At 44.2% G+C, this 25253-nt stretch carries 26 protein-coding genes; 8 read left to right on the top strand and 18 right to left on the bottom strand.

Translation table 11 applies throughout. The annotated features are described in order from the left end of the window. Positions 1 to 2 precede the first annotated feature (2 nt). The gene (locus tag OCV70_RS08410) at positions 3 to 458 is read left to right on the top strand and encodes an HD domain-containing protein (protein ID WP_117854617.1); all 456 of its coding nucleotides are present in this window, start codon (positions 3 to 5) and stop codon (positions 456 to 458) included. A 57-nt stretch (positions 459 to 515) separates the two neighbouring features. Here the strand turns inward: OCV70_RS08410 and OCV70_RS08405 are convergent, their stop codons facing one another. The 7 genes from OCV70_RS08405 to OCV70_RS08380 all read right to left on the bottom strand — a co-directional run bounded on the left by OCV70_RS08405 (position 516) and on the right by OCV70_RS08380 (position 6453). Then, on the bottom strand, positions 516 to 1124 hold the full coding sequence (locus tag OCV70_RS08405) for a DUF4317 family protein (RefSeq protein ID WP_173766560.1): 609 nt from the start codon (positions 1122 to 1124) through the stop codon (positions 516 to 518). Positions 1125 to 1221: 97 nt separating this feature from the next. Continuing rightward, entirely contained in the window at positions 1222 to 2409 is a 1188-nt protein-coding gene (locus OCV70_RS08400) for a MalY/PatB family protein (RefSeq protein WP_021925906.1), read from the bottom strand. Next, complete coding sequence (locus OCV70_RS08395) at positions 2390 to 3568, bottom strand: trans-sulfuration enzyme family protein (protein ID WP_021925905.1); 1179 nt, start codon at positions 3566 to 3568, stop codon at positions 2390 to 2392. The genes OCV70_RS08400 and OCV70_RS08395 overlap by 20 nt, the downstream gene beginning before the upstream one ends. Positions 3569 to 3727: 159 nt before the next feature. Further along, positions 3728 to 3904 (bottom strand): DUF6783 domain-containing protein, encoded by a 177-nt coding sequence (locus OCV70_RS19695; RefSeq protein WP_317259457.1) that lies wholly within the window; start codon positions 3902 to 3904, stop codon positions 3728 to 3730. Between the two features lie 27 nt (positions 3905 to 3931). Continuing rightward, the gene (locus tag OCV70_RS08390) at positions 3932 to 4255 is read right to left on the bottom strand and encodes a branched-chain amino acid transporter permease (RefSeq protein ID WP_117854660.1); all 324 of its coding nucleotides are present in this window, start codon (positions 4253 to 4255) and stop codon (positions 3932 to 3934) included. 174 nt (positions 4256 to 4429) lie between these two features. Further along, positions 4430 to 4786, bottom strand: a complete 357-nt coding sequence (locus OCV70_RS08385; protein WP_021925903.1) for an Hpt domain-containing protein — start codon at positions 4784 to 4786, stop codon at positions 4430 to 4432. 182 nt (positions 4787 to 4968) lie between these two features. Next, positions 4969 to 6453, bottom strand: a complete 1485-nt coding sequence (locus OCV70_RS08380; protein WP_186901211.1) for a C69 family dipeptidase — start codon at positions 6451 to 6453, stop codon at positions 4969 to 4971. A gap of 269 nt (positions 6454 to 6722) precedes the next feature. On the opposite strand from OCV70_RS08380, the gene OCV70_RS08375 reads away from it, so the two are divergent. Then, on the top strand, positions 6723 to 7487 hold the full coding sequence (locus OCV70_RS08375) for a threonine/serine exporter family protein (protein ID WP_021925901.1): 765 nt from the start codon (positions 6723 to 6725) through the stop codon (positions 7485 to 7487). After that, complete coding sequence (locus OCV70_RS08370) at positions 7484 to 7924, top strand: threonine/serine exporter family protein (protein WP_207725596.1); 441 nt, start codon at positions 7484 to 7486, stop codon at positions 7922 to 7924. Before OCV70_RS08375 ends, OCV70_RS08370 begins: the two co-directional genes overlap by 4 nt. 38 nt (positions 7925 to 7962) lie before the next feature. On the opposite strand, the gene OCV70_RS08365 is transcribed toward OCV70_RS08370, so the two are convergent. After that, positions 7963 to 8940: a DUF3878 family protein gene (locus tag OCV70_RS08365; RefSeq protein ID WP_021925899.1), complete on the bottom strand. Its 978-nt coding sequence runs from the start codon at positions 8938 to 8940 to the stop codon at positions 7963 to 7965. Positions 8941 to 9304: 364 nt separating this feature from the next. Here OCV70_RS08365 and OCV70_RS08360 point away from each other — a divergent pair, with 364 nt between their 5' ends. The 3 genes from OCV70_RS08360 to OCV70_RS08350 all read left to right on the top strand — a co-directional run bounded on the left by OCV70_RS08360 (position 9305) and on the right by OCV70_RS08350 (position 12721). Beyond that, positions 9305 to 9637 carry a helix-turn-helix domain-containing protein gene (locus OCV70_RS08360; protein ID WP_021926638.1) on the top strand — a complete coding sequence of 111 codons (333 nt, stop codon included), beginning with the start codon at positions 9305 to 9307 and terminating at the stop codon, positions 9635 to 9637. A 152-nt stretch (positions 9638 to 9789) separates the two neighbouring features. Beyond that, the gene (locus OCV70_RS08355; RefSeq protein ID WP_021926639.1) at positions 9790 to 10962 is read left to right on the top strand and encodes a PqqD family protein; all 1173 of its coding nucleotides are present in this window, start codon (positions 9790 to 9792) and stop codon (positions 10960 to 10962) included. Beyond that, complete coding sequence (locus tag OCV70_RS08350) at positions 10952 to 12721, top strand: peptidase domain-containing ABC transporter (RefSeq protein ID WP_262579595.1); 1770 nt, start codon at positions 10952 to 10954, stop codon at positions 12719 to 12721. The genes OCV70_RS08355 and OCV70_RS08350 overlap by 11 nt, the downstream gene beginning before the upstream one ends. 41 nt (positions 12722 to 12762) lie before the next feature. On the opposite strand, the gene OCV70_RS08345 is transcribed toward OCV70_RS08350, so the two are convergent. Continuing rightward, positions 12763 to 13146 carry a hypothetical protein gene (locus OCV70_RS08345; RefSeq protein WP_021926641.1) on the bottom strand — a complete coding sequence of 128 codons (384 nt, stop codon included), beginning with the start codon at positions 13144 to 13146 and terminating at the stop codon, positions 12763 to 12765. A gap of 241 nt (positions 13147 to 13387) precedes the next feature. Here OCV70_RS08345 and OCV70_RS08340 point away from each other — a divergent pair, with 241 nt between their 5' ends. Next, positions 13388 to 13852 (top strand): S24/S26 family peptidase, encoded by a 465-nt coding sequence (locus tag OCV70_RS08340; RefSeq protein WP_262579593.1) that lies wholly within the window; start codon positions 13388 to 13390, stop codon positions 13850 to 13852. On the opposite strand, the gene OCV70_RS08335 is transcribed toward OCV70_RS08340, so the two are convergent. After that, complete coding sequence (locus OCV70_RS08335; protein ID WP_021926643.1) at positions 13814 to 14089, bottom strand: PqqD family protein; 276 nt, start codon at positions 14087 to 14089, stop codon at positions 13814 to 13816. The genes OCV70_RS08340 and OCV70_RS08335 overlap by 39 nt on opposite strands. 135 nt (positions 14090 to 14224) lie before the next feature. Here OCV70_RS08335 and OCV70_RS08330 point away from each other — a divergent pair, with 135 nt between their 5' ends. Beyond that, positions 14225 to 15418, top strand: coding sequence for a nucleotidyltransferase domain-containing protein (locus OCV70_RS08330; RefSeq protein ID WP_262579592.1), 1194 nt, complete (start codon positions 14225 to 14227; stop codon positions 15416 to 15418). A 16-nt stretch (positions 15419 to 15434) separates the two neighbouring features. Here OCV70_RS08330 and OCV70_RS08325 read toward each other — a convergent pair whose 3' ends face one another. The 8 genes from OCV70_RS08325 to OCV70_RS08290 are packed head-to-tail and all read right to left on the bottom strand — an operon-like array spanning position 15435 to position 25253. After that, positions 15435 to 16508, bottom strand: coding sequence for a glycosyltransferase family 2 protein (locus OCV70_RS08325; protein ID WP_262579591.1), 1074 nt, complete (start codon positions 16506 to 16508; stop codon positions 15435 to 15437). Then, entirely contained in the window at positions 16505 to 18058 is a 1554-nt protein-coding gene (locus tag OCV70_RS08320; protein ID WP_244096224.1) for a lipopolysaccharide biosynthesis protein, read from the bottom strand. Before OCV70_RS08320 ends, OCV70_RS08325 begins: the two co-directional genes overlap by 4 nt. 35 nt (positions 18059 to 18093) lie before the next feature. After that, positions 18094 to 18873, bottom strand: a complete 780-nt coding sequence (locus OCV70_RS08315) for a glycosyltransferase family 2 protein (protein WP_173766482.1) — start codon at positions 18871 to 18873, stop codon at positions 18094 to 18096. An 18-nt stretch (positions 18874 to 18891) separates the two neighbouring features. Next, a complete protein-coding gene (locus OCV70_RS08310; protein ID WP_262579589.1) occupies positions 18892 to 20088 on the bottom strand; it encodes a glycosyltransferase in 1197 nt (398 codons plus the stop codon). Between the two features lies 1 nt (position 20089). Then, on the bottom strand, positions 20090 to 20491 hold the full coding sequence (locus OCV70_RS08305; RefSeq protein WP_262579588.1) for a hypothetical protein: 402 nt from the start codon (positions 20489 to 20491) through the stop codon (positions 20090 to 20092). 14 nt (positions 20492 to 20505) lie between these two features. Beyond that, positions 20506 to 21951, bottom strand: a complete 1446-nt coding sequence (gene pelG, locus OCV70_RS08300; protein ID WP_173766476.1) for an exopolysaccharide Pel transporter PelG — start codon at positions 21949 to 21951, stop codon at positions 20506 to 20508. A 24-nt stretch (positions 21952 to 21975) separates the two neighbouring features. Then, positions 21976 to 23442 (bottom strand): GT4 family glycosyltransferase PelF, encoded by a 1467-nt coding sequence (gene pelF / locus OCV70_RS08295; protein ID WP_173766474.1) that lies wholly within the window; start codon positions 23440 to 23442, stop codon positions 21976 to 21978. Next, positions 23439 to 25253 (bottom strand): DUF2194 domain-containing protein, encoded by a 1815-nt coding sequence (locus OCV70_RS08290; protein ID WP_173766472.1) that lies wholly within the window; start codon positions 25251 to 25253, stop codon positions 23439 to 23441. Before OCV70_RS08290 ends, pelF begins: the two co-directional genes overlap by 4 nt.

Raw genomic sequence — 25253 nt, 5'->3', positions numbered from 1 at the left:
AAATGGTATATACTCCCCTAACCATCAAGGCCATGAAGCTGGCATACAAGGCTCATGAAGGCCAGTTTGACCAAAGCGGTGTCCCTTATATTTTTCACCCCATCCATCTTGCAGAACAGATGGAGGATGAAACCACCACATGCATTGCCCTGCTTCATGATGTCCTGGAAGATACACCCCTTACAGTCCAGGATCTGGAAAAAGATTTTTCGGAAGAAATTGTGCAGACAGTCCTTCTGCTTACCCATGCTCCTTCCGATGATTACCTGGACTATGTCCGCAGACTTTGCCAGAGTCCTCTTGCACGGAAGGTAAAGCTTGCTGATATTGCACATAATACAGATGAGACACGGCTTTCCGGCACCACGCCCGCGCCGGAGCAGCTGAAGCACTGGCGGACCAAGTATGCCGCCGCACTTAAAATTATCCGGGAATATGAAGCGGAACATGGTGTGTGAAATAAAAAGGTACCATATGCTTATTAGATTTTCATCCGATAAACATATGGTACCTTTTTATTTCACACCTAATATTTTCTCTACCAGTTCCCTGTGCGGCCGGTCCTTATCCGCCTGGAACACTGCCGCATGGTTCAGATCCGCACCGCCGTCTGTATATGCCGGGAACAAAAATCCGCATTCCGGCGCACCTGGCTCGTACTCATCTGCCAGCGGACAGATCACACAGATCAGATATTCAAAAACTGCCTCCGATTCCCACAGCCGTTCCTTGTCCGCGGCTTTCGCGGGAATATCGTACCTGTCGTGAAACATATAAACTGCATAGGACCTGCGGCTCTGGTAGTGCTCCATCACCAGATCATAGAAGCTGTCCATCAGAGCGTCATTTTTCAGTCCGCATTCCCGCAGCGCCATGAGAAGCTGCCACACTGTGCCCGGGCGCATATCCTCCTGGGAAAATTCATAACGCTTCAGATTCACATTGGTTGCCGCAAAAGGAACTGCTTTTGCCAGCTCTATATTCCGCTTCTTTTCTTCCGCGGACAGCTTCAGGAAATTCACATTAAAGCTGCCGTCAAAGTCGCCGTCCCCATCTACATAGCAGCCTGCAATGCGGGTAAACGAGCATCTGGAAACATTCATTCTTCTGGTCAGCGCCAGCATGTCCTCACGGTCAATTTTATTTGCCATAATTTTCTCCTGTGCGTGGGATAATCCGTTTTTTCCATTTTATCATTACGGCGTCCTTTACACAACAGAATTATCTGGTAGTTTCCAGCGCCTTCTTAATCCTCTCCAATGCCTCCGTCAGCGTAGCCCTCGGGCACGCCACATTGATTCTCTGGAAGCCCTCGCCAGCCTTGCCGAAAATCTTTCCGCTGTCCAGCCACAGGCCTGCCTTATAAATAATCAAATCTTCCAGCTCGTCCACGCTAAGCCCGATCTCCCTGAAATCCAGCCACACCAGATAAGTTCCCTCCAGGTCTGTCATTTTCACGCCTGGCAGGTTCTTCTCTACATAATCCTTAGTATAGACAATATTACTTTCCACATAGGCATGCATCGCCTCATACCACTCTTCCCCTTTGGAATAAGCGGCCTCCACAGCCACCAGTCCAAGCACTCCAAGCTGGCTGATTCCAGCTGCATCCAGCTGTTTCTGGAATTTCCTGCGCAGCTCCGGATTTGGGATAAAAATATTGGAGATCATCATACTTGCAAGGTTAAAAGTTTTGCTTGGAGAAGTACAGGTAATGGAAATGTCCTGAAACTCTTTTTTCACTCCGGCGAAAACCTGATGCTTTCCCTTAAACACAAAGTCCTGGTGAATCTCGTCACTCACCACGATCACTCCATGTTTCACACAGATATCTCCAAGCTTTTCCAATTCTTCCCTGGTCCACACTCTTCCAACCGGATTGTGAGGATTGCACAGGAAAAACAGCTTCACATGTTCCTCTGTAATCTTCTTCTCCAAATCCGCAAAATCAATATGATAGCGGTTGTCCTCTCCCTGGTAAAGATTGCTGCTTACCACTTTTCTGCCGTTGTCCGTGATTACCTCAGAGAAAGGATAGTACACCGGAAGCTGGATCAGAACGCTGTCCCCAGGCTGTGTGTACGCCTTCACCGCCATAGCAAGGGCAAACACAACGCCCGGCGTCTTGATCAGCCACTCTTCCTCTGGCTCCCAGTTGTGATAGGTTTTCATCCAGTTTGCCACGATTTCAAAATAAGGAGTCTGCACCTCGCTGTATCCGAAAATGCCCTCTTTCGCTCGCTCCACCAGCGCATCTTCCACGTAAGAAGAGGTCTCAAAATCCATATCTGCCACCCACAAAGGCAGCACATCCGCCGGCTTTCCTCTCTTTACCGCAAAGTCATATTTCAGGCATCTGGTATTTTTTCTGTTTATGATTCTGTCAAAATCAAGATTTCTTTCCGCCATTTAATTCTTCCTCTGTTTCTGCAAATACTTTCTCCAGTTCTTCCAAAAGATCCTGTGCATCCTCGATTCCTACGGAAAGACGAAGGGTACTTCTGGTGATTCCGTTGCGCTCGCGAATCTCCTCCGGAACGTCTGCGTGGGTCTGTGTGGTAGGATAGGTGACAAGAGTCTCCACTCCGCCAAGGCTTTCCGCAAATTTGATCATCCGAACCTTTGACAAAATAGAAAGGGCAAATTCCGGGCTTTCCAGCTGGAAGGTCAGCATGGAGCCGAAGCCTCTTGCCTGTTTTTTCATAATCTCATGGCCTGGGTGCTCCGGAAGTCCCGGATAGATCACCCTGGTTACTGCCTTCTGGGTTTTCAGCCATTCTGCAATTTTAAACGCATTTTTCTGAGCCTGCTCCATGCGGATTCCCAGGGTTTTGATTCCTCGAAGGATCAGCCAGCTGTCAAAAGGCGCCAGCCCGGAACCTGTTGTTTTGATCAGAAAACGAAGCTTCTCGCTGATATCCTCCCGGTTTGTCACCAGAAATCCAGCCAGGGTATCGTTATGTCCGCCCAGGAATTTGGTTCCGCTGTGCACCACAATGTCAGCTCCCAGATTCAGCGGATTCTGGAAATAAGGGGACAAAAATGTATTGTCCACAATAAGAAGCAGATCATGTCTCTTCGCAATGTCTGCCAGTGCTGCAATATCCGTTACATTCATCATAGGATTGGTAGGAGTTTCAATATAAATTGCCTTTGTGTTCTCATTCACATAGCTTTCCACGTCTTCTTTCCAGCAGTCGATCCTGGAAAACTGAAGCCCGTTTTTCGCGGAAACATTGTCAAAAAGACGAATGCTTCCTCCGTACAGGTCTGCGTCCACAATCAGGTGATCTCCAGGCTTAAACAGCTCCATTACCAGCGTAATGGCTGCCATTCCTGTGGAAAAGGCCAGCGCGTCGATTCCGTTTTCCAGAGTTGCCACGATTCTTTCCAGGTGCTCTCTGGTTGGATTCTGCAGTCTGCTATAGTCAAAGCCTGTGCTCTGTCCTACTGCCGGGTGTGCGTAGGTTGCAGTCTGATAAATGGGAAAACTGATGGAGCCGTAATTGTTGCAGCAGCCTTCCTCTTCTTCTAAATGTAAACACTTTGTATTGATTCCTCTTGCCATGATTCTCCTCCAGCTCCGTCTGATGTGATGTAAAAATTCCCAGCGAATGCTGAGAATTTATTTTCGTTTCTATCTGTACCTATCATAACAAAACAGGCGTATTTTGCATAATTCATTTTCCCTTGAGTTCGTTATAGAATATAGCTATACCAATTTATACTATATTAGATGGATTTTATTGCTAGAGCGTGTTTGAAAAAGGCTTTCTGCAAGATGTACGTCACAATTTGTGGGAGATTTTGCCCGGATGAGGGCGTCGTAGCGGGCTACGACAACCGAATTCGGGTGAAATATACCGCAAAGTGGGGCGTGCAGATTGCGGGAATGATTTTTCAAACAGGCTCTAGAATGCAGCTTCCTGCATCAAAATACCATCTGCACCAGCAGCATATACAAAACGGTTCCTCCGCCGATACTAAGCAGCGTATTCTTTTTCCATTTATGCAAAAAGACGATAAACAAAATCGCAATGGCTTCTGGCAGTCCGTAAGTTCCGCTTCCCGGCACATCCTTCAGGCAGTATACCACCAGAAGCCCGATTACCGCATAGGGAAGCACATTGCCAAGATGGCGGATAAATTCCGGCGGTTCCTTTCCTTCCGGAAAAATAAGAAAGGGAAGAAAACGGGTGACCATCGTTCCAAGAACCACGCATACAATGGTGATAATTCCCTGTGTAACTGTCATTGTCATGCTTTCTTCGCCTCCTTTTTCTTTTCCAGTCTGCGCTGGATCTCAAAGCACGCTATAATGGAAAACATTGCCGGAATGATGAAGTAGCTGCTACCTTAAATGCTTTTTTCTTCATATGTTAATCTTTCCTCTAGCCTGGCGTTACAGCAAAGAGCTGAAGGTTTCCCTTCAGCTCTGCGCAGCCAGTTCCTGAATTGCTTCTGTCAGGATGGTGTATTGTTCTTTCACCTGCTCATAAAGCTCGTCGCTGCCTTCTGTCTCTCTTCCTCTAAGTACCTCAGTCAGCTCTGCGCTTACCTTGTACAGGCTTGTAAATCCAAGATTCAGGCAAACACCTTTCAGTGTATGTGCTGCACGGAAAGCCTTCTCTCCGTCCTTGGCAGCAAGACCATCTGTCAGATCCTGAAAGCTTGGATCATTGAGGAATTTCACTGCAAAACGTTTCACAAGTGCTTCACTTCCAAGTCTTTTCAGGACTCCATCATAGTCTGAACCGACCTTCTCATAACATTCTTTTACTGTCATTTCAGCCTCCTTATTCTTTTGTTCCGGCTTTTCTTATGGGCAACTCCCGATCAATTCCTGCGGGGACAAAATTCGTTTCTTCACTTTATTATAGTGAAGAAACCGAAATTTGTCTACTGTTTGTATGCAAAACTCGTCGGATTTTGTTAGGAAAGCCTAATAACAAGCCACCTGCCACTTTATTAAGCGTCGGATCTGGAATAGGAATTTTTCATCTGGTTGCTGAGCTCATAAAGCACTTTATCCAGGGTTGCAGACGCCTCTTTTTTCAGCATATCTGCAATGGCCTGGTTGGCTTCCTGGCGAAGTGCCATTCGCTTGGCAGCGTCAGATTCTTTTTCCAGAAGGGCATCATACTGGTTGATCAGCTGATGGCCTTTTGCCATAACGCTCTCCTGGTAGCGCTCAATGTGAAATACAGAGCTTCTGTAGGAAGCATCTGCCATAGCTCCGATTATGCGGCTTACCCAGTAGAAATTGTCTGTTGTTACCTCTTTCGTTGTACTGGAAAGATAGTCCGGAGTGGTATCGATAGTGGCATAAAACGGCACCAGTACATTAAAGGCATTGGACGCAAACGCAACCCATTCCAGAATATTGCTATCTTTTTCCATTCCAGGACGCATCTGGATCACAGACAGGAAATCAGTGCGGTTCACGCCGATGGAACGAAATGCGCCTCTTTGTGCCTTGTCGCCATAGGATGCGTACGGATCGTAAGGAGTTCCCTGATAATGAGAGGACAGCACATATTTCACATCTTCCACAGTAATCTTTTTCTCCGGAACCATGCACCATGGCAGATCATCTGAATATGGGGTAAAATCAGCGTTTGGTCCGTCCCACACCTTTGTTCTCGGATTCAGATAGCGCTCCATAAACCACGCTCTGGGAGTGTTGTAAACGTGGTCTGCATCGTCATGGCTTCCGAAAGCATCTCTTGGATTAAGCACGCCGTCCATGGAAAGATCCAGGTGGTTTTTCTCTATAAATTCCCGCATGCCAGCAGAGCACATATATTCTTCCTGCTGGGAAAGAGCGTCCTCCAGGTCGAATTCGTCCAGTCCAAGCTGGTTTGGCATCACTACGTAAACGTCATCCGGCACTTTTCTTGCAATCCAGTGATGGCCGCCGATGGTCTCCAGCCACCAGATCTCGTCCTGATCCTGGAAGGCAATTCCATTCATCTCGTAGGTTCCGTACTGCTCCAGAATGCTGCCAAGTCTCTGCACTCCCTCTCTCGCGCTGTGGATGTATGGCAGAACCAGGGAAACAATATCTTCCTCTCCGATTCCTCCGGCTACCTCTTCTTTTCCATCTTCTGCCGGCTGATAAACCACCAGCGGGTCTGCTCCAAGCACACGGGGATTGGAGGTGATGGTCTCCGTGGCAGTCATGCCTACATTGGCCTCATTGACGCCGCTTGCCGCCCACACGCCTTCTCCTGCTACCGCATTTGGCACAGAGGTGTAGCGCATTGGATTGTCCGGAAGGTCGATCTCCACATGGGAAATTACGGATTTATATTTTCTCGGCTGTTCCTCTGGGTGAACTACCACGAATTTTTTCGGTGTATAATGTCCGGCTCCGGAATCGTCATTTCTTGCAATCATGGTGGAGCCATCATAAGACGCATTTTTTCCAACTAAAATTGTTGTACAAGCCATTTGTTTTTCCTCCTGAAGTTCCGATTCTGACCTTATTTTCACTTACTGCTCTGCAAGCATTTTCTCAGAATCTTCTGCAGTCTATGTTATCACAATCTGTGTTATTAGGGAATACTCCAAACCTTTCAGTGAAAAAGATTCTCGTTTCCCTGTTTTTTCCACTAATTTATCTGTTGTAACCTTCCCTCTCAGGCTTTATACTAAAGCTAGCTGCCACATTGACTTGGCTGATGTTTTATATTTTTCACCTATAAAAAAGGAGTTTCCCTATGCCAACCGCAAAAGAATACCTTCCTGTTTTTCTGGATATGGGAGACGCACTGCTTGGAAGCGGTGCGGAAATTTTTCGTGTAGAAGATACCCTGAACCGCATGGGCTATGCCTGCGGTGCAACCCAGATGAACGTTTTTGTTATTACTTCAAGCATTGTCGTCACCATGGAATTTCCAGGTGACGGAGCCAGAACCCAGACACGCCGGATTCGTGAAAATGGGGGAAATGATTTCACCCGGTTAGAACAGCTCAATGACTTAAGCCGCCATTTCTGCAGACAGCCTTTTTCCGCCAGGGAACTGGAGCGGAAGCTGGACCAGATCAAAGCCGACAAACCGCTGCCGCTTCTGAATCTGGCGGGAAGTATTCTGGCAGCCTTCAGCTTCGCCCTTTTTTACCAGGGAAGCATCCCGGATGCCGTAACTGCCAGTCTGGTTGCCATACTGATCTGGAGTTTCCAGCGGTATCTCCGTCCGGTGTGCATGAACGAAGTTACCTTCCAGTTCGCCGCATCCTTTCTTTCCGGCTGTGTGATCTGCGGGGCTGTCCTTCTTTTTCCAGGGCTTCATATGGACAAAATTATGATCGGGGACATTATGCTTCTGATTCCCGGACTGATGTCCACCAATGCCATTCGGGATGTTCTCATCGGCGACACCCTGTCCGGCATCATCCGGCTGATTGCGGCTCTGCTTCTTGCCGCAGCACTGGCGCTGGGATTTATGGGCGCAATTCTTTTATTTGGGAGGTTTGGACTTTGAATACACAGGCCATCATTCAGCTGATCACAGGAGCTGTGGGCTCCGTTGCCTTTGGAATGCTCTTCCATATGAAAAGCAAATATCTGCCCCTTGCCGGCGCAGGCGGATTTCTTAGCTGGCTGGTTTTTCTTATTGGGAAAACCATATGGGGAAGTGTTTTTTTGCCTACTCTTCTGGCTGGATTTATTGCGGATCTGTATGCGGAAATCCTTGCCCGGATCTGTAAGGAAACTTCCACTTCCTTTTTCGTTACTTCTGTAATCCCACTGATTCCCGGAAGCACGCTCTACTACTGTATGAACAGCATCATGGAGGGAAACACCATGCAGGCCCTGGCATATGGTCGGGATACTTTTTTGTTTGCATTTGGAATTGCGGCAGGAATGAGTATTGGATGGGCAATCTGTTATTTTTTCAGAACTGTAAAAAGCAAATGAGCCACTGGGATTTTTATCCGCGAGAGGCTCATTTGCTTCTACATTTTTTCTGTCAGCTTTTTAATTTCAACCTTACGGTTTCGCCAGCCTTTTTTCCATATCATGAGAAATACCTGAAAATCCAGGCTGTCTCTGGCTGTGGTAAAAGGCTCTTCCCGCAGCACTTCCGCTTTCACCCCCTGCTCTGCCAGGTTTTGCTGCAGCATTCTGGCTTTTTCCAGCAGGCTGTTTAGCTGTTGATCTGCTTTTTCACCAAAGGAACGGTTCGGATAAACGGCCGCTTCCTTTTTTAATTTTTCTGTGAGAAGATCAATGACAGCTGTATGGCGGTTCTGGTGCAGAGCTCCTGCCACCAAACGGGCAATCACTGGCTTTGGAAAACGTTTGTAAAAAGCCAGAAGCCGCAGCAAAGAACGGTCTTTCACCTCTTCTGCCAGCTCTTCCATAGTCTCAAAAGCTGCCTCAGAGGGAACCCAGGGCTCCTCTTTTGGCACAATGTATTTCGCCGGGACTGCCGGATAACAGCAATAATTCAGCGGAGGAAAATCAGCCAGCTGGACCAGCTTTTCCTCTTCTTCCGTGCAGAATTCCTCTCCAAGATATTCCAGCTTATCTCTTGCAATGGCAATCCGATATTCCAGCTGCCTTAAATATTCATAGCCGGGAACCCAGAAGTGGCCAATCTCCCCGTAGTTGTACAGATGCACTTCCAGATCCAGGTTTTCGAAAAACAGAGTCACCACATTTTCTCCCTGCCATACGGAAAGCACATATTGGTCATCTTCTTCGCTGAGGGAAGATTTCAGTGGGCCTTCATAACCCTCCAGGTAATTTCCTGTAAGCCGTACTTTATCAAAAATAAGAAAGCTTTCTACTGCATCATTCATCAAATATACAAGGCGAATTTTATTTTCCTCTATCAGAAGTTCAAACTGCTGTTGCTCCAGAAGCTCCTCCAGCATTTCAAATGTATCATACATAAATTTGTTACCTCTTTTTCCCAGGTTGATTTTCATTATAAAGACCTCTCCCATAATTGTCAAAAATTCCTGCGTGAAGGACTTTGGGCAGGTGCATGGAATGTTACAGTTCACTCCGTGCCCAGTAACACGCTTCGCGATGCACAGAAATCATGCTTTGCATGATTTCGCGCCGCAATCCTCGGGTTTTCTGTGAACTTTGTTCACAAAAAACACCTCGCGGAATATTACCTATGAACAGTAACCATGGAATTTCTATATAGTTATAAAATAGATAGCATACAATTTACAGCTTACATTTTTCATATAATTTCTATATACTTTATACTATGAATAAATAGCGTAAATACCCGGGGAATGCCATATTTTGCCCTGGTTGAAAACGGATTGGAGAATGAATATGAATCAGATCGACTATGAAAATTTAGGAACCCGAATGAAAGAGCTTCGAATCAAAATGAAGCTGACTCAGGCAGAAGTTGCCAGAGCTCTGAACGTAACCCCAGGCTACATCAGCAACGTGGAGAACAACCGTACCGCTATGTCTCTGCGTATCCTGATCTACTACGCAAGACTGCTGAATATTTCCCTGGATTCCCTCATCGGCAGAATTGATTCCGAATACCGCGAGACCGCTCTGGACCGTGAGATTTCCGAGCAGGTACATAAGCTTGAAATCCCACAGAAACAGAAGCTTCTCAAGACCATGAAGGTATGGATGGACGAGGATTAAATTTTCTGCTGCAATCTATTATCCCTTAAGTGTCTGCCCCATAAGCAGGCACTTATTTTCTTGTGCGAAAAGAGCCGCAATGTTATAATTTATCTGATTTCGTAACTGTACAGTTACCTGCTTTCATTAACAGGAAAGGAATTGTTTTCACTATGTTTCAGTGTCAACGCGGATATACGCTTCGAAAAATAAAAGGAGTCAGTCATCTCCTTCCTTACGGACAGCAGATGGCGGATCAGAAAAAGGGAATGATTCTCAACGAGACCGGGACTTTTCTGTGGAACGTGATCCAGCATACAGAAGGTTCGGACCCGGAAACGCTGGCGGAAATGCTGGCGCGGCTGTATGGTCTTGGGGAAGAAGCTTTCCCGGAGGTCTTAAATGATGTCAATGACTTTTTGTCGCAGATGACCGCTCTTGGAATGATAACCGAAAGCCTTAAGCCCATTTCCCATGCATGCACTGCCAGCATGAAAATTGCCGGGCTTTCTATCAATTTCTACGGTCCTGTCCAGCTTCTTGGCGACCGCTTTGCGGATTTTTATGTTAACCATCCGGCAGATGAACCAGATCAGGAAATTGAATTTATAACAAGGTCCCCTGCCAGCCACAATTATGGGCAGGTGCTTCTTCGCAATTCGGATATGACTATTTTTGAAAACAGCGACCGCTATGTGGTTTTGTTTCCTCAGATGTCAAATATTCATGAGGTACATATGACCCTGGACGGCAGCTATGTTCGGTTCTACTGTTCCAATGCAGTCACAGATCAGACGACAGAGAATCTTTTTCATGCTCTTCGTCTGTTTTTCTTGTTTCTTGCACAACAAAAGGGATTGTTTGCCATTCATTCAGCATCCATACTTTACAGAGAAAAGGCATGGCTTTTTTCCGGGCACTCCGGCATGGGCAAATCCACCCACACCGGGCTCTGGCATCAGCTTCTTGGCACACCCTTTCTCAATGGTGATCTGAATCTTCTGGGAATCCATGAAAACCGAATCATGGTTTACGGCATTCCCTGGTGTGGTACTTCCGGAATTTATACCATAAAGACCTATGTGCTTGGAGGAATCGTCCTTCTCGGCAAGGATCCTGCCAGAGATTATCTTGAAGAGCTTTCCCCCTCGGACCAAATCCTCCGGGTAATGCAAAGAATGATCTCCCCAGCCTGGAAAGAGAGTCAGCTGACCAAAAATCTTTTCTTTGCCGAAGAAATCGCAAATCGAGTTCCCGTACTCCATTTGTTTTGTACGAAAAACCAGTCTGCTGTAAAAGTCATCCGAGAAGAGATTGACCAACTGGAGGTGCTCCATGAAAAATAAGCTCCAGCTGATCTGGAAACATCTCAGGCAGGGAACACTGCAGAAAATGTGGCGGCAAACGCTCTGGATCTATCAATATGGAAGGCGTTACTGGAAATCCATGATTCTGTATACACTCCTTGGAATTACAGGCTCCTGCGTTTCTCTGGTTTCCAGTCTGATTTCCAAGGATCTGGTAGACATTATCACCGGACATCAAACCGGAAAGCTGCTCTCCACCTTTGCTGCAATGATCGGTTTTTCCATAGCTAACATTCTGGTTTCCCAGGCATCCGGCTATGCATCTACCTTCATCAGCCTTAAGGTGGATTCCGAGATTAAGAACGACATTTTTGCAAAAATACTGATTACTGACTGGGAATCCCTGACAGATTACCACACCGGAGACCTGGTCACCCGCTGGAGCTCAGATGCTTCCAATATCTCCAGCGGAATCCTGAACTGGATTCCCAACCTGATCATTTATACCTTCCGTTTCATCAGTGCCCTGGCTGTAGTCTTGTACTATGACCCCACCTTTGCCTTATTCGCCCTTCTTGGAATTCCTTTCAGTGCTCTGATGTCCCGTCCCCTTCTTAGGCGGATGCGGAACAATAATGAAAAAAGTGCTGCTATGAATGCCAAGATGTACGGCTTCAACCAGGAAGCCTTTTCCAATATCCAGACCATCAAGGCCTTTGACCTGATCCAGTTTTATACAGAAAAGCTGAAATCCCTGCAAACGGAATACATTGGCATGCGCCTGGAATTTCAGAGGATGTCCATTCTCACCTCTGTGCTTATGTCCATTGTGGGATTTATTGTATCTTACAGCTGCTATGGATGGGGAATTTACCGTGTGTGGAGCAATGTTATCAGCTACGGAACCATGACCATGTTTCTGTCTCTGTCCGGCACATTGACAAGCTCTGTAAACTCTCTTGCCAGCCTGGTTCCATCTGCTATTTCCCTGACGATTTCCGCCGGACGTCTTATGGACATTGTGGAAATGCCCCAGGAGGATTACAGTCAGGATGATGCTGTAAATACTTTTGAAAAAAAATATCGTTCAGAGGGCTTCGGTCTTTCCATGGAGCATCTGAACTATACTTATCGTTCCGGAACTCATGTGTTCGCAGACGCTTCTCTGGAAGCATACCCTCATGAGATCGTAGCTCTGGTAGGGCCTTCCGGCGAGGGAAAAACAACTATGCTGCGGCTGATTCTTTCCCTTTTGTATGCGCAAAGCGGCACCTTCCATATCTGTGCCGGGCAAAATCATGAAAAACAGGTTCCTATGTCACCGTCCACCAGAAAGCTGTTCTCCTACGTACCTCAGGGAAACACCATGTTCTCCGGCACCATTGCAGAAAATATGCGAAATGTAAAACCAGATGCCACAGATGAGGAGATTGTAGAAGCTCTAAAGCTTGCCTGCGCGTGGGATTTTGTGGAACAGCTGCCCGATGGTATCCAAAGCGTTGTGAAGGAACGGGGCGGCGGCTTTTCAGAGGGGCAGGCACAACGGCTTTCCATTGCAAGAGCACTGCTTCGCAAGTCACCCATTTTGCTTCTGGATGAGGCAACCTCCGCACTGGACGTAGCTACAGAGCGCAAGGTGCTTCGAAATATTATGCAGGATACTTATCCAAGAACCTGCATTGTGACAACTCATCGCCCAACCGTGCTGAATATTTGTACAAGGGTTTATGCTATAAGGGATAAAAAGTGTGAAGTGCTTGATGAAGTGGAAATTGAAAAAATGATGCGGGAATTTTAAAAGAGACGCAGAATCCGTAGTGGGTTCTGCGCCTCTTCTTTTTAGTTCACTGAATAAGTAAATCCTGTCATCTGAAGATCATCAATGCTTGTTCCATGATTCAGATGAATTCCGATAGTCAGCGGATTCGATGCTGTACTTGCAAATGTAAAGGTAGCAGTGTTACCGGACCAGGATGTCTGAACAGAAGCATTGTCTGTCTCGGCCTGATCTACAGTGTCATTGAAGGTAACATTTAATGTAATCGTTCCATTTATGCCAGACCAGTTAGCCATTGCAAGTCCCTTGCCGCCATTTGTTCCCCATCTGTCCCAAACACCGTGATAAGTCACATTCAGGGTTCCTGCAGCACCACTGGCTGCATACACACCCTCTGCCATTCCGGAATCTACAGATACTACAGGTTTCTTATATGTGTTCATCATAAATATCTCCTCTCTTTTGAAATACTTTTTTATTATTCTGATGCCTTTTTTTATGTTTTTATAATAATTACTAAATGTCTCAAAGTCAAGTATTTATAGGAATTTCTCACCATTTCCATATAATTTTTGTCTGTTTTTCAGACACGTTCCATCCCTTTTCTTGTGAATTCTTTTATCCAATGCTATAATGATCCTATCAGAATCTCCCTAAAAGTTTTAGAACATATTTGAAAGGACAGCTATGAATACAAAAGACAGCTCAAACCAAATAGATATGGAACAGCTTCTTCAGGATGGAAATATCCTGAAGCTCAAGCCTCAGGGCTACAGCATGTACCCTCTTTTCATTCCCGGCAGAGATGAAGCTCTGATCCAACAGGCAGCTTTGGAATCCCTTCGTAAAAATGATGTGGTTCTGTATCGCCGGGATCATAGTATTCTTGTCCTGCACCGCATCTGCCGCATTGCGCCTGAGGGGATCTACATGGTAGGTGACAATCAGTCTGAGGTGGAAGGTCCTCTTCGCCCGGATCAGATACGTGGAAAGCTGGTAGGCTTTATCCGGAATGGAAAAAATTTTTCTGTCAAAAATCCACTTTACCGTTTTCTTTCCTTTCTCTGGCTTACCATGCTTCCCATACGGCCTGTATGCTTCCGGCTGACAGCCTTACTGCGCAGACTGCTGCAGCACGCCCCTTTTGCATAAGGTTTCCACTACCATTTGCACATCCTCAAGAACCTCTTCCTTTTTTATTCCATATTCACGGCTCACCAGATCAGCCAGCTCTTCCACAGAAGCTGCCTGATCTGCATGCAGATAAATAAAGCCTGCTGTCTCGCTTAAAGAGATTACCTCATTTACCTGCTCTGCCAGTTCTCCTGTGGGCAGCAAAACATATTCCTCTTCCAGTTTTTTTATTACATACCCTGCTGTTTTTTTCACAATATCTACCTCTTTATTTTCATGATGTTGGGGTCAAAAGGTTTTTTGACCTTTTGACCCTGGTATCTTTTCATAACATTGCCAGTTTCCGGCAACCATGATATACTTTACTATCATGTAACTTAGGAGTCCGCTATGCAGTCCATCTACGAAACTTACCTGAAAATCATAAAAAATACCTGTTCCGGCTCTGCACTTCCTGTATGTGTTTCACCGGAAGACAAAGCCGATATAGCCCGTCTGGCAGAGGAAAACTGCACTGTACCATTTGTGCTTCCATACTGTCGGCACACCAGCATCTATCCAGTCATGCTTCAAAGAACCAAAAGCATGATGCTGAACTACTATCAGATTGAGCAGTTTACCAGACGCACCCTTTCTCTTCTTTTGGAGCATAACATCAGCTGCATTCTCCTTAAGGGAATCAGTCTGGCAAATTATTATCCGGTTCCGGAATACCGAAAGCTGGGAGATCTTGACCTCTATCTTCCAGAACCCGGCGATCTGGCCAAAGCCAAAAAGCTTCTTGAGGAAAATGGCTACAGAGATGAGCATGAACTCAGTGATCACCATATAACCTACCGTTACACCTTTCCAGCTACGGGACGAAGCTTTACCCTTGAGCTTCACTATCGCGTAGTAGGCATTTACCAGTATGCTCGCGCTAATCAGATTGTAGACCAGGTATTCTCAGCTGAGAATCTCCAACCTGATACAGACATCATAAACGGCCAGCCATACCCGGTTCTTCCCCCTACCCAGTATGTGTTTTACATGATCCACCACATGCTTAAGCATTACCTTTACAGTGGTTTCGGAATCCGTCTGCTCTGCGATTTCGTATTTTATCTCAGAAAGCATGAACAGGACATTCATTTTGATCAGCTTCATGCGTGGTGCAGGGAATCCCGGATCAGCCATCTTTATGAAATTGTTTTGGAAACCTGCCGCATCTATCTGGGCCTTCCTGACACAATAGATTCTCAGGTTCATTACAGTCCCCAGGACTGCGAAGCATTCATTTCCAGAATTCTGAAGGATGGGGATATGGGTACAGATGTTTCCACCACACTGGTGGGAAGCACCTCCTACCAGAAGGTCAACCTGATCACCTGCTTCCGGGAAGGTCATATACAGATGAAGGTCCGCTTTCCAAAAGCCAGCCACGTTCCGGTTCTGTGGCCAGCTTTGTGGATAATTACTTTTTTCTGTTTCATGAAAAACACTTATCTTGTAAGAAACACAACCCTTCGGGAAACACTCCGGGATTTTAAAAAAAGCAATCAGAAGACAAAGCTGATCAAAATATTTGAGAACAGTGATTCCTGAAACGGAGTCACTGTTTTTATTCTCTGAGACCGGTATCCGACAGCCGTTCATCCACTCTGTTATTAACCAGTATCTTAATACCAAATGCCAGACTCAAATAGCATTTTAGCTTCATTCCCACAGAAAATCCACGTACCATGATTCTCCATAAGCCTTGCTGCAAATTTCTTTTCTCCGCTGCAAGCTTTGCAAAGCTCTCTTTGGCAAGCTTATCCTGACCATATAGCTTCAGTATTTTTCGAATACGCCACACAGAGGGCTTTCCTTTTTGATATTCCGCTTTGGCATCAAAAAAAGAAGCAAAAAGAATCGTATACCATATCAGATCCTCATAGCGGGACAAATACCCTTCCCTGCCCTTCAGCCATTTCTTAAGTGTCCCGGCAATTCCCAGCCAGCACTTTCCGCAATCCGGATCATAACGATAGGAAACAGACGCCTCATTCCTTCGATAAACATATCCCACGTCCTCAATAAACCCATATCTTGCACCAGCGCAATAACACTGCATATTAAACAGCTTATCCTCCCCATACTGAAATTCAGAAAATTCCAGCTGCTTTTCTTCCAGGAATGCTCTCCTGTACAGCTTCCCCCATACATAAGAAAGGGTTCCCACTGAAAAAAATCCGCAAAATCGAAACTCCTCCGTGTCTCTGCTATACCTTGAAAATGTTCTGTGTGTTGCCGCCGGAAGAATTCGCTCCTTCCATAAACGTACGTAATTACTTACCAGAATATCGGTATCCGTCTGCTTTGCAATATTCACATAACGATCAAAAACCAGTTCATCAGGCAGATAATCATCGGAATCCAGAAACAGGATATACTCCCCTTTGGCTGCCTGCAGTCCCAGATTTCTGGCACTTCCGATTCCCTCGCAGCCATTGTACAGCGCATAGATATTTTCATATTTTTCTGCATAGGCCTGGGAAATTTCCAAGCTTTTGTCTTCGGAATCACTGACCACCAGATAAAGCTCCCAGCTTCGGTATTTCTGCAGGCGCACGCTCTCCACAGCTTTTTCCAGATACTGCTCGCAGTTATATACTGGTACGATCACAGATATCATTCCCTGTTCCCCTGTCATGACTGCCTCCTCCCACGAATCTGCAATATTTTTCTGAGAACATGATGTAAAAGCCCTTCCATTTTTTTCCAGTTTTCTGTTTTCCTGTAAACCACCCAAAGCAGCAGGTTTGGCACGGTCACACAGATAATCCCTCTGTAGATCAGGGAGACAAATGGCCCGCCTGTAAAAAGCCTGCATATAAGCTCTGTTATCCACCATACGAAAGCCATTACGGCAAGATATACACCATATTTTATAAAAAATGTGGATATCGGTTTTTTCAGCCTGTATTTGTATATCACATAGGGCTCTACCCACACGGAGGTAAGCACAGTACTGAAAAAGGTTCCTACAAAAACGCCAACAACGCCAAAGTGCGTAACCAGGGCAATTGATATTCCCAGGTTCAAAGCAGCCTCAGCAACGGCCTTATACCGGTCATACCAGAACAATCCCATGGATTCTTTAAAAATCAATACTGCACGTCTTGTTCCATTGATAAAAAAGTTAATACACAAAACCAGCACGATTTCCCGCTGGAACAGATACTGACTGCCAAATGCCAGCTCCACAAACGGATTCAGCATTTCAAACAGGCAGATTCCTGCAAAGCCAAAGACCCAGTAGCCCATGAAAAACAGCTGGTCAAATACTTTCCCTACACGTTCCTTATCCTCTGTAACTCCCAGGTTTCCCACACTGGCTGCCACTCCAAGAAGTGCCTGCTCCAGCACCTGTCTTATGGAACCGATTACCAGATAATAGTTTGAATAAATTCCGGCAGTCACAACACCTACAAAGCTGGAAATCAGAAGGTTATCTGTATTATTGACAATTACATTTCCCAGCTTATGCATCAGCATAGCCTTCACATTTTTCAGAATATCCTGGCGTTCTTCTTTGGGAAGCTTTTTGGTACAGGGCTCCTTAAGATAGGGAAACAGTGCATCAGCCTTTTTGGACATACATATATTGCCGGAAATGGTACATACTACAGCCACGATCAGAAACAAAACAAAATTCCCGGTAGTCAGAAGCACAAGAATCTGACAGATATCCTGAAGTACCAGAAAGCCATTATGATTCAGGACTGTAATATAATTCATCTGATGAGCATCCACCAGCGTTTTTTTGTAAATCAGCAGATAAGAAACTACAGAATTCAATAAATACAGCAGATAAATCAGTACAAGATGATCAACATCCGGCCGGTCCTTCATCAGTACATTGAGAAATGGAATGAGACAAAGACCTGCTGTCAGCACAAAAGCTGCTGTCATCCTGTAGAAGGTACGAAACATCCGCATCAGGATTTGCTGCTTTTCTATGTCCTTTTTCGCAATAGGTCCATAAAGGGCATAGGTAATAGCAGTCCCAACGCCAAGCTCTGACAGGGACAATATATTTAATATGTCCGTAAACAGGCCGTTAATCCCTACATATCCTTCACTTAAGGTTCTGGTAAAGATTACCCTGGTAAAAAAACCCATAAGGATTGCCGCGGCCTGCGCTGCAAATGCAACGGTTGTATTCATAACAGAATATTCTGTTCGGGATTTTGATTCCAACTTCTTCAATCCTTTCGTCTAAGCGCTGACACCGCCTAAAATTTTTTCAGATTACCTACTTCCTTGGTATCCATCTTCAAAAGCTTCTCCCGAAGCCATGCAGAGGATATGGAAAAAGTCATTCGAAACATATAGAGAAACGGTTTCAGTCCTGAATGCATACTTACTCCTGTTGTCCGCAGATGCATTACAGCAGGAATCTCCCTGATATGAAAACCAAGCAATAGCATCTGCATCAGCATATTTGCATCCGGATACTTGTCATCAAAATGATTGTATCTGGAATAAAAAAGAAAGGTTCTCCAGCTCAATCCCTGAAGTCCTGTAGTTGGATCTGTAATATCTCTGCCAGTCCCCAGCTTCAGAAGTGTCCGAAACCATACGATCGCAATCTTTTTAACTGTGGAAACAGGAAACTCCGTGCTGCCGTCCATGAATCTGGAACCCAGCACAATATCCGGAAAATTCCCATCTGCATCCGGGGTTTTCAATGCTTTATATAGTATAGGAATATTGCAGACATCATGCTGACCATCTGCATCCATCTGTATTACGTAACGATATTTTTTACGAACTGCATATTTATATCCAAGCTGCAGTCCGCTTCCATATCCAAGATTAAACACATGTGTGACAACTGCATGGTTTCTCTTCTTTACAACCCAGTTTGTAAAATCCGATGAAGCATCATTCATAACCAGTATATCTGCAATAGATGCAATTTCCGGCTGCTCAAGCTGCTGAAGAAGATTTACGATTGTCTTTTCTTCATTATAAGCTGGAATTATAATTAATAACTCTTTCTTGGTTTCCATCTATGTTCACTTCTTTCGTTAAAATTCAAAATATTTCATTACATCCGTCTGCTCCGGCATTAGCTTCACAGATGCCCGTTTCCCCAACTCTTTACGCTTCTTTTCGTCTTCCAGAAGCAGTTTTATCTGCGCACATACCGCTTCCGGTGTCAAACTGCACATCATTCCGTCAACACCTTCTACAACCTGCTCCCGATTTCCGCTGCAATCTGAGACAAGGATTGCACATCCAAGAACCTGAGCTTCCTGAATCGCAATGCTCTTCCCCTCAAATCTGGTTGCATGGACATAAAGATCGCACTGTGCATAATATGGGTAAGGATTCGCTGTTGCTCCAAGCAAAATAAATTCCTTATCTAGACCAAGCTTATGTATTTTCTCCTGAAGCTTTTCCCGCAGTTCTCCTTCTCCAAGCACATACCACCTGGCCTTTATTCCCTGATCCTTCAAAAGCTTCATGGCATCTATAGAGATCTCATATGCTTTCTGCGCTGTCAGCCTGCCAACAGTAAGTATTCTTTTTCCATCATAGGAATCTTCAAAGCCACCTGGAAGAAGCGATTTTCGTTTTATCTCTTCCTGATCAATCAAATTATGAAATACTCTTGTTTTTAATGTACATTCCGGATAAACGGCAAGAAAGCTTTGCATTACTTCTTTCGACACTGTAAAAATCCGGTCAAAATCCAGATAACATTCCCTGTCCAGTTCACGCGTATAGCCTGCATATCCGTAGTCTACATGCAAAAATGTGCACTTTTTTTCTGCCTGTACATGGTCATGGACAAAATAGGCAGAGCCACCCTCCAGGTACGCAATTGCTATATCATAGTGTTCTTTCAGCTGCTGCCCACTGTCTGACATTACCCTCCACAAAAGCTTGTCCGGATATATTTTTCTTTTTTTCCCCATTGTATAAACAGCCTTGATAAGATAAGAAAAATTTCGAAATACTGCCCCTCTGATAAAAAGCCGCTTCAGTATATTTTTATTCAGGATTTTTTTCCCTGAGCGAGATAAAACAGAAGCATCCCGATAGCTTTTGTTCAGAATCTTGACATACTCCGGAAGCTGATGGATCAGCTCGCCCTGGTCCATGAGAACATACAGTGACGTTTCATACTGATCTGGTGTAAATTTTTTCAAAAGCTCCAGAAGGGCTTTCTCAGCGCCAGCGCCTCCCAGTGTATTGATCACAAACAATACCTTTTTCATACTACCGCTCATCACTCCTTAAGGATTCTTTATTCATCGCTTCTTTTATCTCTTTTAGTTCTTTCATAAGCTTCTCGCTGTCCTGGTTCAGAAGGGACAGCTGCATAGCCAGCTCCTGATTTCTACGCATAAGAATGGATACCTGGGTACTGATAAACCACAAGCCCCACACAGCACTTAAAACCATAAGCAAAATCAGGATCAGGACTCGCTTACTCACATAATGATCCAGCTGATATGGCTGTAAAAGTAATCCGGCTATGATCATCAGGCAGGACAAAATAGCCCAGACCAGACAAAATGGTTCTGTCATTTTTCTTTTTGCCAGAGAGAACACAGCCTTCATAAGGAGAACAACTCCCAAAATAATTATAAAAGCCTTCAATAAATTACCAATATCCACTTCCTTATCCTCCTTTATCCTTCGTATCGGTCAAATACCTTTGGCGACGGGCACTCACCCTTCTGCTGCTTCAGCAAATGTCCGCTGCAAAAAATATGCACATCCAGATTTTTCTCCATCCAACGCAATCTCCAATATGCTACCGTCCATCCCGTAAAGCTTCCCGCAGTTAGTCCCATTCCATACCACACCTCCGAAAAATGTGTGGAAATCAGGCTTCCCACAAAGGTCACTGCACAAAATGACAATGCAGTCAGTACAGAACCTGTCAAGTCGTTAAAATAATATAGAAAAATAATTTCCGCATACATCAAAAACAAAATAAAATATCCTGCAGAAAGGCACGGATAAATCCTTAAGGTCATTCCTCCAAATCCAAGCTGTGGAAGAAAAATCATGCACAGCAGGAAAATCACAAGTGTAATAATAAACTGCACTCTGGCAAGACTCATCAGTTCTTCTGAGAGCATTCGGAACATTCTCTTTTTGGTAATCTCAATATCTGCCCCTCTGCCTCCAATCACCGCTTCTGAATACGCCTTATATCTTTCATGAAAATTCATTTCCACCCTGCTGATAAAAATAACACTGGCTGAAATATTTGTAAACATGGCAAGACAGGTGGCCATATCATATGTTGTCACACAAACAAAGCTTTCGACTACTATTTTGCGAAGGTCTGTTGTCCAGAATACAAAATTGTGCACGTATAGTCCTAAGGTATAAAGAAAATTGGTAGCTACCAGCGGCCAATAATCTCGGAAATATTTTAAGACCTCCCTGTATTTCCCGCTGTTTTCGCGGAAATAGCTGCGCACCACCGAAAATTCCAGGCAGGCAATCAGCCAGAATCCAATGGTTAATGCCAAAAGCATCCCATAAGTAATACTCCAGGAAAGAATCCTTACAAACCAAAAGGAAAGCAATACAGTAACTGTCATACCGATTATAAAGAAAAAGGAAATCTTCTTATAATCCTTGCATATGGAAAGATACAACATGGAATAAAACACCAGAACTAAGGCAATATAGCCGCAATACCCTGTAAACACATAAATAATGTCTACTTTTCCCACCAGATATTCATGTACACAGAAAGCAATTCCCACTAACGAGCTAAGCGTAATGTTCAGTATCATCCCAACATAATAACAGGGTAAAATATCCTCAAAGGTTTCCTGATAAATCACATCTGACATATAGCGGGACAATACAGAATTAAAAGGAGAGGCTGTAAGCAGCGCAAATATAAAAATGTAAAGCACCGTGCAGGAGAACAATTCTCTTGTTGTATAACCCACGGAATCAAATCCCAGAAGCTTTTCCATAAAACAAAGGGCACCGATCACGGTCAGCATAGGTGCAATCGTCACTACTGTACTATATCCAATTCCTATAATATCCGTTGTCAGTGTATTTTTTCCATATATATTATTTAACTTAACACCAATTCCAGCCATACATGTACTCCATCCTGCACTTTGTCAGTTTTTTATCTCAAAAGGCTCTTCTGACCAGGAAAGCCCGTGTTTCTTTGCAAACTCTTTATAAATATCTTTGTAAACCTCTTTCATCTGCTCAATCCTGTAAAATCCGTTTACCCGCCGCAAACCGTTTTGCCCCATTCGCTCACGTTCTTTTGGATTCTCGGCAAGCTTTATCATTGCCTGCGCAATCTCCTCAATATTCATAATGTGGGTAAGAATTCCGGCGTCACCCAGTCCGTCATTATTTCCAAAAATCAGTTCCCGGCAATTTCCCACATCAGTAGCAATTACAGGTATTCCTGCTGCATAGCTTTCCAGAATCGTAAGCGGCTGCCCTTCACTGATACTGGTCAAAATGGTGAAATCCATTCTTCCAATATAATCCCTCACGTTGATCCTGCCGGTGAATATAATATCCTTAATTCCAAGAGTTTCTACCAGATCAAAGCATTCCCCGGCATATTTCTCATCCTCATCGGTTGGGCCCATAATCCATAGCTTCAGCTTCGGTACCTTTTTTTTCGCAAAGGCAAACGCCTGAATCATCGTCTTTACATCCTTAATCGGTGTTACCCTAAGAACTGCTCCCACATTTATTGCATCCTGATCCTCTTCGGTTTTTCCCGGAATTTCAAGAAAACCGTTCACATTTATTCCATTTGGAGTTATACGTATCTTCTCTTCGGGACATCCCAGATCCATCTGAAGCAGTCTGGCGCGAGCATACAGGCAGGTAACAATATCTGCCCTTTCATAGGCAAGCAAAGACATCTTTTTAAATTGTTCAATCCAGATATTTTTGTAAGCTCCTTTTACCCACTCAGCCTTGATCAGTTCTTCTTCTCTCTCTCTGGTATAAATTCCATGCTCTGAGATCAACAGTGAACTGTCATGGAAATGAACAGCCATGCTTCCAAGGACTCCTGCATATCCGGTTGCCACACAGTGATAAAGATCCGCCTTTGGTATATTCATCTTTAATACCCAGAACATAGGAAGATAAATAGAGCGTAAGGTCCATAAAAAATCAGAAAATATAATACCAGAATATTTTCTGTTGTAGCATTCCCTGGCAATTTGAAAGAAATCCGGCCCCATCAGTAAATCATCTATGGACAGATTTTTGCGTTGAAACAAATCAAACAGAATATTCCAGTCTGTTTTTCTGTTCAGAACCATATTCAGCATCTCTGCATATTCTTTTTTCGACAAACGGATATGCTTCCTGTTTTTCTGTCTTTTTTTCCCGTTATTCCACTCACAATCCTCCAGATAAACTTCATACACCTGTGTTACATTTTTCGGAAGTTCATATACAAATTTACCTCTTGAAGATCTGTTCGCTATAATTGTTAATAAAATAAATTCAATATTTGGAAATGACTGAATCAGGCTGTTGATCCAACCGGAAACACCGCCGACCACATATGGATAACAGCCCTCTGCCACAATGCAAACCTTCATTTTTTTCTCCACCGTTCCTGCAATTTTATTTCCACCGTTGTATCTTCTGCGCAGATCAGATAGGCATCCTCCTGGATTTTTATCTGGCTTCCACCTTGTATATCTGCGATTTCCTCTCCATGTGTTCTGAGAATAAACCAACTTCCTGCCAAAGAGGTTTGCAGGATTATTTTATTTTCTTCTCTTTGCTCACTGTAATCCAGGTTCAGGAATGTTCTGGTTCTTGTATTACTCTCTGAAAGTGTAGTACTTGCAAAACAGGAAAACTCTTTCCAGTATGTGAGAAGGTTGCTGGAAAAACGCTTCTGCATTATTTCCCAGCGGTCGGTATCCTTCTGCGGCCAGAAGATATCATACATATTCAGCATAACATTTGTATATCCAAGCGCACTCTGAATACTTCTCATACGAATATCGTCACTGTATGTATAATTCATTCCATCGCTTGTAACAGACTGCAGCGTTACGAAATCTGAGCAGTAAGAAAGTACAGGTTTTTCTTCTGTGTATTCACAAATCAAAGTACTTACATTTTTCAGCAGTTCTGTATTCTCCAGCTGCAGAACATAATTGATATTTTTTGCTTCCGTAAAGGCAGTTCCATATATATAACTGCTATTTTCATTTTGAAAAAATTCGGCATCCTTTTTCAGTTTTTCTTCAAAAGAAGCTGTATTCTGATACTGCAAAGAAAGTCCTGCTTCCGCATTTTGTTCTTTCATCTGCTGAAGATAGAATTTCAGGTTCCGGGCATCTGGCTCTATGCCATCCTCATAATCTGCCTGCGGCTGAATAAAGCAAGTCATTTTCCTGCCGCTTTTTTCCACAATAGAAATCAGGGAAGACCACATAACATCTCTGGCAATTCCAGTCATAGACTGGCTGTAAAGCTTCTGCATTTCTTCATTATTTTCATCTGCAAAAACAGGAAAATTCACCATTGAAAGATTCTGTGCATTTACTACGGGATATAGAGTATACTCTGAGCCTTCCGCAAGCATACCGTCAAGAAGCCCAAGAGCTGTGCTGTCTTTCATATAATCTCCTACTACTGCGAATACACTGCTATTATTCAGTCCGTTTCTCCAGATCAGACTTGGAAGCTCTTCATTTCTCACATTTTCACCAGAGCTTTCATTAAGCAGTCCCATCATATAAGTTGTGGTTCCGCTTCCAAGCTGGTACCATGGAACCTTCAGCTGCAAATCCTGCCTTTCCTTTTCATCCTCTTCCTTACCAGCTTCATAAACCACACTTCCGCCAAGCAAAAGTCCATCAAACAGTTTTACCCCGGTTAGAGTCGTTTCATTAGCAGCAACTTTTTTAATTCCCAGGAAATCCATTAATTTAGGAATGGCTTGTATTAGTTCCGGATTTTCCAGACAGCCAAATACTACTATGACTCCCTGGCTTTCCATTTTTTTCAAAGCCTTCAGATCATTTCCAATCGCACGCTTTTCAGATTCCAGAATAATCATTTCCGGTAGCTCTTCTGCTCTTTCCTTCAGATCTGATGCAGATTTCTCAAAGCAAATTTCTCTTTTGGCATAGGTACACCATCTGCTTACTGCTACTGCCATATCACAGGATTCATCCCCTATAAAAACGATTTTTTTCCGCTTCTCAAAAGCTTCTGTACCCTCTTGTGCTGAAGCCTTCCATTCATTTTTTCCATCTGCTGCCTTTGGTGAAAAATAGGAGTTCGTATCATAGGCATTCTGCTGATCTCGCATAACAACTGAAAACTGAAATAAAAACAGCAGTACAAGCATCATAATTACAATACTGAAATATTTTCTTTTCGAAACCAT

This window comes from Blautia acetigignens (assembly GCF_025566865.1).
Classification (GTDB): Bacteria; Bacillota; Clostridia; order Lachnospirales; family Lachnospiraceae; genus Blautia_A; species Blautia_A acetigignens.
The sequence above is the reverse complement of the archived record's forward strand: the minus strand, read 5'-3'. Positions and strand labels throughout refer to the sequence as shown.

What these genes read in the sequence shown, in the direction of transcription:
- OCV70_RS08355 (WP_021926639.1), top strand. Translation starts at nt 9,790, where the DNA reads ATGTTTCAGTGTCAACGCGGATATACGCTTCGAAAAATAAAAGGAGTC.
- OCV70_RS08405 (WP_173766560.1), bottom strand. Translation starts at nt 1,124, where the DNA reads ATGCTGGCGCTGACCAGAAGAATGAATGTTTCCAGATGCTCGTTTACC.
- OCV70_RS08290 (WP_173766472.1), bottom strand. Translation starts at nt 25,253, where the DNA reads ATGGTTTCGAAAAGAAAATATTTCAGTATTGTAATTATGATGCTTGTA.
- pelG (WP_173766476.1), bottom strand. Translation starts at nt 21,951, where the DNA reads ATGGCTGGAATTGGTGTTAAGTTAAATAATATATATGGAAAAAATACA.
- OCV70_RS08375 (WP_021925901.1), top strand. Translation starts at nt 6,723, where the DNA reads ATGCCAACCGCAAAAGAATACCTTCCTGTTTTTCTGGATATGGGAGAC.
- pelF (WP_173766474.1), bottom strand. Translation starts at nt 23,442, where the DNA reads ATGAAGGTTTGCATTGTGGCAGAGGGCTGTTATCCATATGTGGTCGGC.
- OCV70_RS08350 (WP_262579595.1), top strand. Translation starts at nt 10,952, where the DNA reads ATGAAAAATAAGCTCCAGCTGATCTGGAAACATCTCAGGCAGGGAACA.
- OCV70_RS08385 (WP_021925903.1), bottom strand. Translation starts at nt 4,786, where the DNA reads ATGACAGTAAAAGAATGTTATGAGAAGGTCGGTTCAGACTATGATGGA.
- OCV70_RS08330 (WP_262579592.1), top strand. Translation starts at nt 14,225, where the DNA reads ATGCAGTCCATCTACGAAACTTACCTGAAAATCATAAAAAATACCTGT.
- OCV70_RS08390 (WP_117854660.1), bottom strand. Translation starts at nt 4,255, where the DNA reads ATGACAGTTACACAGGGAATTATCACCATTGTATGCGTGGTTCTTGGA.
- OCV70_RS08345 (WP_021926641.1), bottom strand. Translation starts at nt 13,146, where the DNA reads ATGATGAACACATATAAGAAACCTGTAGTATCTGTAGATTCCGGAATG.
- OCV70_RS08395 (WP_021925905.1), bottom strand. Translation starts at nt 3,568, where the DNA reads ATGGCAAGAGGAATCAATACAAAGTGTTTACATTTAGAAGAAGAGGAA.
- OCV70_RS08360 (WP_021926638.1), top strand. Translation starts at nt 9,305, where the DNA reads ATGAATCAGATCGACTATGAAAATTTAGGAACCCGAATGAAAGAGCTT.
- OCV70_RS08340 (WP_262579593.1), top strand. Translation starts at nt 13,388, where the DNA reads ATGAATACAAAAGACAGCTCAAACCAAATAGATATGGAACAGCTTCTT.
- OCV70_RS08410 (WP_117854617.1), top strand. Translation starts at nt 3, where the DNA reads ATGGTATATACTCCCCTAACCATCAAGGCCATGAAGCTGGCATACAAG.
- OCV70_RS08310 (WP_262579589.1), bottom strand. Translation starts at nt 20,088, where the DNA reads ATGAAAAAGGTATTGTTTGTGATCAATACACTGGGAGGCGCTGGCGCT.
- OCV70_RS08365 (WP_021925899.1), bottom strand. Translation starts at nt 8,940, where the DNA reads ATGAAAATCAACCTGGGAAAAAGAGGTAACAAATTTATGTATGATACA.
- OCV70_RS08400 (WP_021925906.1), bottom strand. Translation starts at nt 2,409, where the DNA reads ATGGCGGAAAGAAATCTTGATTTTGACAGAATCATAAACAGAAAAAAT.
- OCV70_RS08325 (WP_262579591.1), bottom strand. Translation starts at nt 16,508, where the DNA reads ATGACAGGGGAACAGGGAATGATATCTGTGATCGTACCAGTATATAAC.
- OCV70_RS08380 (WP_186901211.1), bottom strand. Translation starts at nt 6,453, where the DNA reads ATGGCTTGTACAACAATTTTAGTTGGAAAAAATGCGTCTTATGATGGC.
- OCV70_RS08315 (WP_173766482.1), bottom strand. Translation starts at nt 18,873, where the DNA reads ATGGAAACCAAGAAAGAGTTATTAATTATAATTCCAGCTTATAATGAA.